Source organism: Pseudoalteromonas sp. Z1A2 (assembly GCF_011378755.1).
Classification (GTDB): domain Bacteria; phylum Pseudomonadota; class Gammaproteobacteria; order Enterobacterales; family Alteromonadaceae; genus Pseudoalteromonas; species Pseudoalteromonas distincta.
Genome location: NZ_WTKX01000003.1, coordinates 260,758 through 274,046, shown reverse-complemented (window position 1 = coordinate 274,046; position 13,289 = coordinate 260,758). Strand labels below are relative to the sequence as shown.

Genomic DNA, 13,289 nt, shown 5'->3' with positions numbered 1-13,289 from the left:
TGGGGAATAACCACACTACATAGGCTCTGCCTTGCCTAAATACCAAACATACTGCTGCAAATTTAACCTCGAAAGATAAACAGGCCCTAGGCTTGCTTATCACATTTGATTCTATAATAATGACTGTATAAATAACCAGTTATTGTTGTGGTGATGAAGAAGTTTATTCACATAGACATGGATTGCTTTTATGCAGCAGTAGAAATGCGAGATAATCCAAAACTTGCATGTGTACCGCTTGCTATTGGAGGCAATAGCCGACGAGGCGTGCTCTCAACCGCTAACTATATAGCTAGAGAATATGGCGTGCGATCGGCTATGTCGAACTATCATGCTAAACAATTATGCCCCGATTTAGTTATTGTCCCTGGGCGCATGGCTGTATACAAAGAAGCTTCAAATCAAATACGTGAAGTATTTAGCCGCTACACAGATTTAGTTGAACCTCTTTCTTTAGACGAAGCCTACCTAGATGTAACAGACAGCACCGCTTGTAAAGGCAGTGCCACACTTATTGCACAGCAAATAAGAGCCGATATTTACAATGCCACCGGGCTCACTGCATCAGCAGGCATTGCACCGATTAAATTTATTGCCAAAATAGCCAGCGACGAAAAAAAACCGAATGGTCAATTTGTCGTTTTGCCTCATGAGATCGATGACTTTTTAGCGCAATTACCGCTGGGGAAAATCCCGGGGGTGGGTAAAGTAACGCTCGAAAAGCTAAATTTAAAAGGCTTATATACCGGCAAGGATGTACGTGAAAAAGGCGTTAACTGGATGCAGCAACATGTGGGTAATTTTGGTGTGTCGCTTTATCAAAAATGTGCAGGTGAGTATGTTGGTAAAGTATCCACAGATCGTATAAGAAAATCGCTGAGTGTTGAACATACCTACGAGTACAACAAAACAAGTTTGCAAGAGTGCTTAGATGAGCTGCCAAGGTTGTTAGACGAATTAGTTTTAAGGCTTAATAAACAGCAGTTACGAAACCGTATTAATAAATTGAGTGTTAAGGTGAAGTTTGCAAATTTTGTAGTGACCTCTGCCGATCAGGTATACCACGAGCTCAACACAGAAATATTTGTTCAACTACTTACTAAGGCCTACCAGCGTGGGCTACAACAGCCTGTAAGATTACTTGGCATAGGCGTTGGCATTAAAAACGAGCCAGAGCAAAACTTCCAACTTAGTATTCTCGATTAAGCTGTAAAGCCTGTAACTCCAAGTTGCCATTTATTGATAGGTTATGTGATTAGCTCATCGCTCCTTGCTGGTCTTCAATATTTAAATCGACGATAATAGGGGCTTATGTTTTCTAACAGGACCTTATTTATGGCATACCCTCAAGCGGTTAGTGCAAGCCTTGAATGCACATCTCATGATGCGCTTATTATTATTAGTAATGACTTTTCTCAGTTACCAAATAACTCATTACGTGATGCTATTTTAGCTCAAGCAAACGTAGATTCTCGCATCGGTAAGCAAGTTACTTTATTAGTAATTGAAAACAAGCGCGTTGTACTTGCGCCAACCGGTCCGTTAAATAGAGATTACGACGACGTGCGTCGTTATTTTGATGCTGCTAAATTAGCAATTAACGAAGCAAAAGCGTCGGGCAGTGTTAACCCAGCATTATTTTTAACAAATTTAAATGGCGATAGCCGTTATCAGCATGCTTTAGAAGTTGCTTATTTAGGCGCTTGCCAAGCCTTATGGCAGCCATTAGAAGCGCGTGAATATCACGGTGAAAGCATTGAACCAATTACACAGATTGGTTTAGTTGGCGCGAGCGAGCAAACTATTAAAGCTGTTAATGCAATTGCAGCAGGCCAATATGCAGCGCGTGACCTGTGTGGTACTGAACCTGAGCGTATGGCTCCCCCACGTTTTGCTGATTACTGCGTTGAATTGTTTAAAGGCTCAAACATTGCGGTTGACGTAATTGATGATATTGCAGCTATTGATAAAAACTACCCAATGCTAAGTACAGTTGCTCGCGCATCGTATGCAGTTGAGCGCCATCACCCACGAGTTGTTAAGCTTGAATATGTACCAGAGGGCGAAATTACTCGCACACTTATGTTTGTAGGTAAGGGCCTTGTATACGATACAGGCGGTGCAGATTTAAAAGTAGGCGGCCATATGGCAGGCATGAGCCGTGATAAAGGCGGCGCAGCTTCTGTTGCGGGCTTTATGAAAGCCGTTGCTGATTATCAGCCTAAAGGCGTTAAAGTGGTCTCGTACTTAGCTGTTGTTCGCAACTCTATTGGCTCAGATTGTTTTGTGCCAGATGAAATTATTACTAGCCGTGAAGGTGTTCGTGTACGTATTGGTAATACCGATGCAGAAGGGCGTTTAGCAATGGGCGACCTGCTTAGCGAAATGAAAGATTTAGCTAAAGGTGAGATTAACCCAACGCTGTTTACTGTTGCTACATTAACGGGTCATGCGGCACGTGCAATGGGTCCTTACGGTGCGTATGTTGAAAATGGTCCAGCTCGTAGTGCTGGTGTTTCACGTCAAATAGCTGACCTTGGAGATTTGTGGGCCGATGGCGCTGAAGTATCGCGTTCACGCCGTGAAGACTACGACTTTATTAAACCACGTACGCTAGCTGACGATGTTTTATCTAGCAATAACGCAGCATCTGCCGTTACTGCTCGTGGACATCAGTTCCCTATGGCGTTTATGGCTATTGTTGGTGGGCTTGATAAGCACGGTAATGACTCTGCACAGCCTCTACCTTATGTTCATATGGATATAGCAGGTAGCGGTGTTGAAGGCGGTGATTGGCAGCATGGTAAGCCAACAGCTGCATCAGTAACGAGCTTGTTTGCACGTTATTGTTTGTAAGCTAAAAACTTACATGTAATAAAAAAGCCCTGTTAATTCAGGGCTTTTGCATTTTATGAGAACGCTATCGATTAATCTAATTTAAAACGATTAACTACGCTCGAAAGACCTTCGCTACTTTGTTTGAGATTATCACTGGCATCGGTAAGCTGCTTAGTATTATTTAATGATTGCTCAGTTGATTGAGATAGCTCATTTATACGCAAATTAACCTCGTCGGCAGCTTGCGTTTGTTGCTCTGTGGCACGTGCTATTTGGCTGTTCATTTCGGTAATAATTGAAACAAGTCGTTCTATTTCATTAAGTGAAGTATTGGCAGATGACGCCTGCTCTACGGTAGAAACTGAAAGTGCTTGGCTTGATTTAACTGCTTCTACTGCTGCTTTTGCACCTTCTTGTAGTTTAGTGATCATGGTTTGAATTTCGTCAGTACTTTGCCCTGTACGACTGGCCAATGTTCTTACTTCATCAGCAACAACAGCAAATCCTCGACCATGCTCTCCTGCGCGAGCAGCTTCAATGGCAGCGTTTAATGCCAGTAAGTTTGTCTGTTCTGATATGCTTCTTATTACATCAAGCACAGATCCTATATTATGGCTCTCGTTGGCTAAATCTTCTGTTACACGGCTGACTGTTTCAATGTTGCTTGAGAGTGTTTCTATTGCTGTAATTGTTTGCGCAACCACATTTTTACCCGTTGATGCATTTTGTGCTGCATCCTTAGCTGCTTGCTCTGCGGCTTCAGCGTTACGGCTCACATCGTGTATTTGGTGAGTCATTTGCTCCATGGCAGCTGCAACTTGGGTTGAACTATCGTTTTGAAGCTCAATAAATGAGTGGCTTGTTCTACTTGAGTCGTCAACTGTATGCGCATGTTCGCTTACATCGTTTGCACTTTGTGCTACATGAACAAGTGACTCTCGCATTTTTAGAGCAAATAAATTAAATGAACGTGATAGTTCAGATATTTCATCATTACCGGATTCATTTAATTTACGAGTTAAATCGCCTTCGCCTTGAGAAATGTCTTTCATCATATCGGCTGCTAAGCGAGTCGGTATTAAAATACTCTTACCTATAAAGTAACTAAGTAAAATAACAGCAATAATCATAATTATTGCACTGATGACTATAAGGTTACGTTGCTCGCTAAATGCTTCGTCAATTGAATCAAGGTAAACACCCGAGCCAATAATCCACTGCCATTGATTAAAACCTTTAACAAATGCGATTTTTTCAACCGGTTTATCTTTACCTGGTTTTGGCCATTTATAAGGGATAAATCCCTCGCCAGAGCGTTTAACTATATTTACCATATCAACAAACAATGCTTTGCCGTCAGGGTCCTTGTTATTAGTTAAATCTTTTCCATCAAGCGCAGGTTTTATAGGGTGCATAACCATTGTTGGCTGGTAATTGTTAATCCAAAAGTAATTGGTTTTGTCGTAGCGCAGTGCTTTTATTGCATTAAGTGCTTGTGATTGAGCTTGTTGTTGAGTGAGAGTGTTATCTTGTTCAAGCGCATAATAGTGCTCGATTATACTGTACGCCGTTTCTACTACATTTTGTGTTTTTATGTATTGCTCGTCTTTTAGCGAACTATATTGATGAGTTAGGCTCGATATACTAAGTATTATTAGTCCAAATACAACGATGGCTATTAACAGTGAAAAACGCTGGGATATACTAAAACTTCGTAGATTAGGCATACATTTATCCTCAAAAAGTGTGCGCTTTAGCGCATAGAATAAGCGTAGCTAAAAAAAGAGTTTAATCTAGGCTTAACGCCTATTAATGCAAAAAAAAGGCTGATTTATCAATCAGCCTTTAGTCTGTTATTACTTTACTTGCTTATTTAACGTCAAAATGGCGATTAAAGAAGTTTGTAATTGTTTGATGCAAGTGTGTTTGCACTTGTTTACCGCGTAGGCTGTGCTTAGAGCCTGGGTAGGTCATCATTTCAAACTGCTTTTCGTTATCTTGCAGCTGTTTAAACAACTTAGTTGAATGCGTAAACAATACGTTGTCATCAGCCATTCCATGGTAAATCATTAATGGGCCTTTTAAGCCATCAGCATATGGAAATACTGCGCTGTCTTCATAGCCTTTAGCATTTGTATCGGGGTGACCTAAATAACGCTCTGTGTAATGTGTATCGTATAGAGCCCAATCGGTTACTGGAGCACCTGATACGCCGGCTTGAAAGTAATCGCCCGCTTTAAACATAGTCATAAGCGCCATGTAGCCGCCGTAGCTGTGGCCATAAACACCGATGCGTTGTGGATCAACGTAATCAAGTGTACGTAAAAACTCTACGCCTTTAATTTGATCGGCAACTTCAACCACACCTAAATGTTTATAAATAGCATCTTCAAACTTTTTACCACGGTTGTACGAACCACGGTTATCCAGTTGAAAAATTACATAACCTTGTTGCGCCATGTACTGAAAGTACAAGTTTTTACTGCGCCAGCTATTCGTCACTCGTTGAGCATGCGGGCCGCCGTATACGTTAACAATAACAGGGTGCTTTTTGCCATCAGCAATGGCGCTAGGCTTAAATAAACGGTAATGCATAACTTGACCATCATCGGCTTTAATTGTGCCGTATTCTGGTTTTGTTAAGTCGCTTAAATAAGGAGTAAGGGGGTGGCTACTATCAAGCTTATTTTCTTCAAGCCAGGTAATAAATTCACCGTTTACTTTACGAAGTGCTGCTGAGTTTGGTTTATTATCAGAAGAGCTATTATCGATAAAGGTTTTGCTGTCCTTTGCTAGCACAACATTGTGGTACTGACCTTTTTCGGTAATACGTTTGGCATCGCCTTTTTTAAATAAAGGCGCGCTGTATAAATGGCTTTCAAGCGGTGTATCTTTTCGACCGGCAAAGTAAACAATGCCTTTTTTCTCATCAATACCTTTTAAGCTATCAACAGCCCAGTCACCTGAGGTAATTTGGCGAACAAGTTGACCGTTTGTACGATACAGATATAAATGTTTAAAGCCGTCGCGCTCAGATGCCCATACAAAGTGTTTTTTGTCTTTTAAAAACTCAAGATCAAAATGTAGGTTTATCCACGTTTCGCTATTTTCGGTCAGCGCTACTTTTTGGGCTTTAGTTTCGCTGTTATAAAAACGCAGTTCTAATTTATGTTGCGAGCGATTTTGCCATTGGTACGACAGTGTATTGCCGTCTTTTAGCCATTTAGCGCGTGCAATGTAAATGTCTTCATCTTTACCTAAATCAATCCAATCTACTTTTTGGTCGTTTAGCTTAACCACACCAAGTTGAATTTTAACATTATCGGTACCTGTAAACGGGTAGCGCTGGTTAAATAATTTAACTTCATCAGCGTAAATTTCGTTACGGATAGCTTCTTTTACAGGGGTTTCGTCAACGCGGGTATAGGCAATTTTAGTTTCATCACCTGACCACCAGTAACCTGTCATACGGCTCATTTCTTCTTGAGCAACAAATTCGGCCATGCCGTTTTTAATTACGCCGCCGCCATCTTTACTAAGCTGAATCTCTTTACCAGATTCAAGCTCTAAAGCGAATAGGTTTTGCTCTCGAATAAACGATACGTAGTTACCTTTAGGTGAAAAGCGTGCATCGGTTTCAAATGTTTCAGTGTCGGTTAGTTTTTTACTTTTAGCAGAGGCTAAATCGTAATAATAAAGGTCGCCATTGAGTGGGAATAAAAGTGCTTTGCCATCTTTAGACCATTTGTATTCAAGTATGCCTTTACCAAAAATACGTTGGCGTTCGCGGCGTGCTTTTTCTTCATCTGATAGGTTTTCTGGGCCTGAAAATAACTTTGCTGAATCAACTAGCACACGGTTGGTGTTATCTTTTAGATTGTATTCCCATAAATCGTAGCGGTTGTAGTCATCGCTTTTGCCTTGTAGGTAAGTTACACGGCTGCCGTCAGGCGAAAATTTAAGTTGTACAGGTGATTTACCAGAAAGGCTCGGATCGTCAAAAATTCGCTCCAGCGATAAAGGTTTTGCTTGAACACTAATAGCGCCAACCATTAACGGTATAGCTAGTGAGAGGTGTTTTATTTTTTTTAGCACAAGGTTGCCTTAGCTTATTATAAATATTGCTTTGATGGTAAAGCCAAGCGTGTGCAACTGCAACTAAATGCTATAAAGTGGCGATTATCAAAGACAAAGTAGGACATAGCAATGACTCACCCTGAATTTAAACTAGCGCCAGAACTTAAACGCGACTGTATAGAACTTGCCGATTGGCCGTTGTGTAAAGTACTTTTATTGAACGACAGCTTGTATCCGTGGTTTGTATTAGTGCCTAGGCAGGCTAACTTAAAAGAGATAATTGATTTATCTGAGGATGATCAAATTGTTTATTTAAAAGAGTCAGCCAAGCTAAGTAAATTATTAATGGATGTATTTAAACCTGATAAATTAAACATAGCGGCTTTAGGTAATATGGTGCCGCAATTGCATATTCATCATATTGCGCGTTTTACGAGTGATGCTGCATGGCCTGCGCCAATATGGGGTAAACACCCAGCAGTGCCTTATACAGATCTACAAATCACAGAGCTAAAAAAAGCGCTGCAGTTTTAAGCTGCAACGCTTTTTTAGGGTTTAACTAACTAAACTTATTTAAGCCCTAGTATTTCCTTACCTTGCTTAAATGTTACATCTACAGGGATATTAGCTTTACTTAGTTTTTCTAAGTCTTTAGCAAGTTCTTCTTTAATGTCGCCATGCGTTGCAATTAGTTGATCTACTTTTTCGTAATCGCCATCACCTTGCAGAGTTAAAATTAAGCGAGAAAGCTTAGCCATTGCAATGCTCATTTTTTCCATATTAACGCGGTATAAGCCTTTTTCATTTTTAGAAAAAGCACCTTCTTGAGCAAAAAAGTTAAAGCGGATCATATTTGCTTTACCATGCGCGCTTGATGCTCCAAAACGAACTGAGCGGAATATACCTGCCATGAAGGTCGTGTAATAATCTTCAATAGTGCCTTCAGTAATTTCGCCTTTTTTAAGTAACTGTTCAATCATGTATAGACCTAAAATATCGGCTTTACCTTCTTCAAGGGCACTTGCGTGTTCTTGTAGTGATTGACGAACAGTACCTTTACCTGTGATTGTATTTTTAATACCTAAACCGTGAGCCACTTCATGGAACATCGTATTGGCAAAAAATGCATCAAAAGTAATGTGTTTACGCTGCTCTGGTACAATTAACTGCTCTGAAATTGGCACTAAAATTTTATCAAATTTAGCACGCATTGCGTTTTTAAGTTGCAGACGACGAGTTCCTTTTTCTAGCTGTACTTGCTCATCGTTTGGTAAGTTAATTGCTATTGTTTTACTACCTGCGTTTGAATGCCCAGCGTAGTAAACAACATCATATGCATTTAGGTCGGCGTCAGAGCCTGGTACTTCTTGTTTGTACTTAGCATCTACAGGTAAGCCTTTTTGAAGTTCAGGTAAAAATGCTGCAAACTTAGCTAAGCGTTCGCTCCATTTTAAATCTTTAATAAGTACGTAAGATTCATAAGCTGCGCGGTAACCAAATAATTGATCTTCATAAGTTTCAATTGGACCAATAACCACATCTACTGGGTTATTTTTCATATCCATCCAAGCAAAGTCAGATACTTGAAAGTCATCTTTTTGTAGAGCATCGGCACGCAAGTTTAGATAGTTAGCAAATTCTTTATCGTCAGCAAGTTTGCTTGCTTCACGTAAAATATCAGCGGCTTTTGCAAGCTCATCAGCGTATTCTTTTGAATAAGGCACGCTGTAAAGCTTACCTTGCTCATCACGCTTAATTACAGAATAAAGCCCTGTTTTATCTTCAACGTCTGCATTGTTTAACTCTTCTTTGGTTATATCAGCAGGGTAAAACTGTGCGCCAAGAGGTTTTTCTTTATAGCTGGATAAAAATGCTTCATCACCATTTAAACGATCCCATGGACCATAGTTAATATCAGCAAATTTACGTACTTTTTCATCGTTTAGTTTTGCTAAAAAAGCATCTTTATTTTCACCAAATGCTTGCTTCCAAAATAACTCATCCATTATTTTTGAAGCGTCAATAAGCTTTGCAACCATTGCTCGTTGATTATCGCTTAAGTGCGATAAATCACTTTGTAAGCTAAAGTCGGTGTAAATATCTAAACGTTGTTTATCTGCATTAATAAGTTTAGGGCCTGACTGTGCACTGCTTTTTTGAGCAAGCTCTACGGCTGTGTTGTCGGTAGAAGACGGCGCTTGTTCAGAACATGCGCTAAGAAAAACAACACCAGAGAGCATAATTGCTTGGCTAATTTTATTTAAGATCATTATATTGCCTGTTAAAAAGTAAGTTTAATAATTTGTACTGCTTTAGTTAAAATATTAAGTATGTACAAACGCTTCCTTATTGTGAGTGCATTAAAGCAAAACTAAATGGTAAATAGCAAGTATTTGGCGTTGTAAGGCAAGCATGAGCGGTAAAGCATTATAAATAAAAATAAACTTCTATAATTTTCTTAACTTTATCGGTAAGTTAGACAATACTAATTATATTACTAATACGAAAATTAACTGCCTGAGTTTGCAGTTACTTTACAGGCTGAACACAAAAGGATGGCAGCTTTATGTCTACAGAAAACGCTTTATTAACGATTCTAGTCGATAGAATAAATAACGATACGTTGGTTTTACCAACGCTACCTGAAGTAGCGATTAAGGTTCGCCAAGCTGCAGATAACCCAGATGTGAATTTAATCCAAATGTCAGATGTAATCTCACAAGATCCAGCGCTTTCAGCTCGTATGATAAAAGTAGCTAATAGTGCGATTATGGGACGTTCTGTAAAAGTATCTAATTTACAACAAGCAGTGACTCGTATTGGATTACGTCAAATTAAAAACATTGCTACAGCTATGGCTATGGAACAATTATTTGTATCAAATAATGAGCTAATTAAAGGCTACATGGGTAAGGCATGGCAAAAAACATTAACCGTTGCTAGCCATTCAATATCACTCATGGAGTTTTATTTAAAAAATAGTAAGCACACGTCACTAAACCGCGATTCTATTACACTCGCCGCACTTGTTTATAATATTGGTGTATTACCAATTTTAACTGAAGCTGAGCGCCACCCAGAGGTATTTGCTAATCCAAGCTTTTTGGCTCATGCAATTCAAAAGCTGAGTGGAAAAATTGGCTCATCTATTATGCAAGCGTGGGAATTCCCTAAAGAGTTTGTTGATGTAGCTCAGAGCTGGGCTGACCCAAGTTACAAACCTGAAAAAGTAAGTTACGTGGATTTTATTCGAGTAGGGGCTATTTTAGAGGGCACGTTACAAGTTTCTGATAAGTCGGCAGCGCTGCAAACGTATATAGACAAAGGCGTTATACCGTCTATGCAGCTATTCACAAGTGATGAGTACAACGACATGCTAAAAGATGTGAAAAACATGTTTAGCTAAAAGTGCCTTCCTACACAACCAAAAAGGGTTAACTTGCGTTAACCCTTTTTTAGTTTTATTTTTCGGTGGTATTTTCTGTCTTAGTTTTTTCGTATCGCTTTATTCCTGCTACCCACGTTTGCAGTACGTTTGTTTTGTATATCTCGTCAACAGGCACTTTAAAGTAGTCTTTATCAATTAAAATAAAGTCGGCCCATTTACCTTTTTCTAAACTACCCACCTTAAATTCTTGATGAGCTGCATAGGCGCCACCAAGCGTAAATGCACGTAATGCATCTTCGCGGCTTAGTACTTCACTTGCGCGCCAGCCGTTTTCCGGTAGTTTGTTATGGTCCATGCGTGTAATTGCTGAATACAAACCATCAAATGGATTTGCAAGCTCTACAGGGTAATCAGAGCCCGCAGCAACAACCGAACCTTGCTGTAAAAATGTTTGCCACGCGTAGGCGCCGCTTAGTTGTTTTTCAGTTAAACGCTGCTCTGCCATATGCATATCTGAAGTGGCATGCACTGGCTGCATTGAAGGGATTATTTTTAACGCTTTAAAGCGAGGGATATCATCAGGGGTTACAATTTGGGCGTGCTCTATTCGGTTTCGTAGTAATATACCGCCCGTTTTTTTAAATACATTTTGATAGGCATCAAGTACTACTTTATTTGCTTTGTCGCCAATGGCGTGAGTATTTGCGCTAAAGCCGCTTTTAAAGCTTTGTGTAAAGAGTGCTTCGAGTTTCTCTTGTGTTTCAAGCATTAAACCATGGTGACCAGGTCTGTCTGCATATTCTTCAATAAGTGCTGCACCACGAGAGCCCAATGCGCCATCGGCGTAAACTTTAACACTGCGAATTTCCATAAAGTCATTTTTGTCGTGGTATCGGCCTGCCTTTAACATTGTGTCTAAATCAGGGCTTGCACCACTTAACATTGCCACAATACGTAGCGGTAAATTACCAAGGTCGCCGCGCTCTTTATAAACCTCCCATGTGGTTTTATCAATACCTGCATCGTGAGTAGAGGTAATGCCTAAACTTAATAAATGTTTACCTGCTGCATCAAGTGAGTCACTTATATCTTGTTTTGAAGGGGCTGGCATATGCTGGGTAATTAGCGATTCTGCTTTGTCTACAAAAATACCCGTAGGATTGCCAAATTCGTCTTTAATTATCTCACCGCCTTCAGGTGCTTTTGTTTGGGCGGTAATACCTGCAAGTTCGAGCGCTTTTGAATTAACCCAAATGGCGTGGCTATCAACTCGAGAAAGCACCACAGGTCGATCGTTAACTACTTTGTCTAAATCTTTAGCAGTAGGAAAGCGTGTATCAGCCCAAAGCTCTTGGTTCCAACCTCGCCCTATAATCCAACCTTGTTTGTTATCGGCAAATACTTTTAGTTTATTCGTTGCTTCATCAACCGATTCTGCACCGCGTACATCAAGTTGCGATAAATTATCGCCAAGGCCAATAACGTGCCCATGAGCATCAATTAAGCCTGGTAATAAGGTATTACCGTGCGCGTCAATTAGCTTGGCATCTGGGTAGCTATCTTTAAGTGTATCGCTACCTAGTTTTACTACCTTGCCATTTTTAATAACGAGGGTAGTAAACTGCTGTACTTCACCTTGGTATAAAGGGGTATAACCATTGGCGTTATAAATTACTTTTGTTTGTGCAATAGTGTAACTAGAACTAGCGCAAAGGCTGGCTAGTATGAGTGGTTTGATTATTTTTTTGAGCGACATGGTTACTTAATTTTTATTGTTAATTTACTTACATTAACAAACTTGATTTTATAATACCAATGAATTGATAGGCCTCATTATAAGGTTTTTCTCTTTACTAACTGTTTACAAAATAGGTAATTGATGTGATTATTTAGTATGTAAAACAATCAATAAAGCACAAGGAAACGCTATGAAAGCCCTCTATTTATTACTCCCATTAACTTCATTACTTGCGGCATGTGGAGCAACACCTACGACAGAGGAAACTGTTGAAAAGCTAGATTATATAGATTTATCAAGTGTTGAGCTGCGCGATAGGGTGAAAGACTATTGGAATATTTTAACAAGAACAGAACCACAATATCCAATAGCTGCTGCAAAAAAGGGTCTTGCAGGTTGTGTAGAACTCATGACTATCATTAATTCTGAGGGTAGGGCGCAAGGATATAAAGTAACCTCCTCATATCCTAAAGGGTTATTTGATGAAGCCGCAGCTCAATCTTTAAGTACATGGGCCTGGTTGCCTACTAACGTAAATGTAGCTAAACAGCCTGTTCTTACTCATATTAGAATTGATTTCACTATTGACTCAAAACCAGTAGGTGAAAAATATTTAAAGAATTGTCCGGCTGGCGAAGCATTTCAAATAACGGGAGAAAGAAGAAAGTCATAAGATTTTAAGTGGAGTATTTATATATCTCACTTTGGTGGTGCGTTTGCATAACAGGTAATTGATGCAACTACTTAAAAAATTATTTATAACGAATTAATAAGGGAATGCTATGAAAGCTCTCTATTTATTACTCCCTTGAGCATGATGCTGACAGCCTGTAGCTCAATGTCTGATAAACAAGTAAACGATGAAATGCCGAGTTTTATTGATTTATCAAGTCCTGAACTGCGAAGTAAGGTAGGTGAATACTGGGATGTTGCTAAAAGAGTTGAGCCGCGATGTCAGATAGAAGCTGCAAAGAAAAGTATTTAAGGCTGTGTTGAGTTTGCTATGTTAATTAATTCACAAGGTGAAGTCCAAGGGTATAAGGTTGTCTCGTCTTACCCTGAGGGCGTGTTTGATATTGATGCGGCAGCTGCTGTGGGTTTATGGCGCTGGAAACCGACAGTTGAAAATACGAGTAAGCAACCGATTCTAACTTATCTCAAAATGGATTTTATGGTGAGCCCAAAACCTACTGATGCAGAGTACTTAGCGCATTGTTCTAAAAATAAAGTCTGAACGTAATTAATAGT

At 39.7% G+C, this 13,289-nt stretch carries 11 protein-coding genes; 7 read left to right on the top strand and 4 right to left on the bottom strand.

The features are described 5' to 3' along the window. The first annotated feature begins 153 nt into the window (after positions 1-153). Both dinB and GQR47_RS04155 read left to right on the top strand, forming a co-directional pair. Entirely contained in the window at positions 154-1,206 is a 1,053-nt protein-coding gene (gene dinB / locus GQR47_RS04160) for a DNA polymerase IV (protein ID WP_165723576.1), read from the top strand. A 129-nt stretch (positions 1,207-1,335) separates the two neighbouring features. Continuing rightward, positions 1,336-2,856 carry a leucyl aminopeptidase family protein gene (locus tag GQR47_RS04155; RefSeq protein WP_154903474.1) on the top strand — a complete coding sequence of 507 codons (1,521 nt, stop codon included), beginning with the start codon at positions 1,336-1,338 and terminating at the stop codon, positions 2,854-2,856. A gap of 71 nt (positions 2,857-2,927) precedes the next feature. On the opposite strand, the gene GQR47_RS04150 is transcribed toward GQR47_RS04155, so the two are convergent. Both GQR47_RS04150 and GQR47_RS04145 read right to left on the bottom strand, forming a co-directional pair. After that, positions 2,928-4,565 carry a methyl-accepting chemotaxis protein gene (locus GQR47_RS04150; RefSeq protein WP_154903475.1) on the bottom strand — a complete coding sequence of 546 codons (1,638 nt, stop codon included), beginning with the start codon at positions 4,563-4,565 and terminating at the stop codon, positions 2,928-2,930. A 142-nt stretch (positions 4,566-4,707) separates the two neighbouring features. Beyond that, complete coding sequence (locus tag GQR47_RS04145; protein WP_154903476.1) at positions 4,708-6,933, bottom strand: DPP IV N-terminal domain-containing protein; 2,226 nt, start codon at positions 6,931-6,933, stop codon at positions 4,708-4,710. Between the two features lie 111 nt (positions 6,934-7,044). On the opposite strand from GQR47_RS04145, the gene GQR47_RS04140 reads away from it, so the two are divergent. Beyond that, positions 7,045-7,449, top strand: a complete 405-nt coding sequence (locus GQR47_RS04140) for an HIT family protein (RefSeq protein WP_024597591.1) — start codon at positions 7,045-7,047, stop codon at positions 7,447-7,449. Between the two features lie 35 nt (positions 7,450-7,484). Here the strand turns inward: GQR47_RS04140 and GQR47_RS04135 are convergent, their stop codons facing one another. Then, positions 7,485-9,185: a hypothetical protein gene (locus GQR47_RS04135; RefSeq protein ID WP_024597592.1), complete on the bottom strand. Its 1,701-nt coding sequence runs from the start codon at positions 9,183-9,185 to the stop codon at positions 7,485-7,487. Between the two features lie 296 nt (positions 9,186-9,481). Between GQR47_RS04135 and GQR47_RS04130 the strand changes: the two genes are divergently transcribed. Continuing rightward, positions 9,482-10,321, top strand: a complete 840-nt coding sequence (locus GQR47_RS04130) for an HDOD domain-containing protein (protein WP_002961652.1) — start codon at positions 9,482-9,484, stop codon at positions 10,319-10,321. A 55-nt stretch (positions 10,322-10,376) separates the two neighbouring features. Here GQR47_RS04130 and GQR47_RS04125 read toward each other — a convergent pair whose 3' ends face one another. Beyond that, entirely contained in the window at positions 10,377-12,059 is a 1,683-nt protein-coding gene (locus tag GQR47_RS04125) for an amidohydrolase (protein WP_024597593.1), read from the bottom strand. A gap of 172 nt (positions 12,060-12,231) precedes the next feature. Between GQR47_RS04125 and GQR47_RS04120 the strand changes: the two genes are divergently transcribed. From GQR47_RS04120 to GQR47_RS20440, 3 genes are all read left to right on the top strand, one after another. Continuing rightward, a complete protein-coding gene (locus GQR47_RS04120; RefSeq protein ID WP_024597594.1) occupies positions 12,232-12,714 on the top strand; it encodes an energy transducer TonB in 483 nt (160 codons plus the stop codon). A 165-nt stretch (positions 12,715-12,879) separates the two neighbouring features. Then, a complete protein-coding gene (locus GQR47_RS20445; RefSeq protein WP_240915858.1) occupies positions 12,880-13,026 on the top strand; it encodes a hypothetical protein in 147 nt (48 codons plus the stop codon). An 18-nt stretch (positions 13,027-13,044) separates the two neighbouring features. Further along, entirely contained in the window at positions 13,045-13,275 is a 231-nt protein-coding gene (locus GQR47_RS20440) for an energy transducer TonB (RefSeq protein ID WP_240915857.1), read from the top strand. Positions 13,276-13,289: the final 14 nt, after the last annotated feature.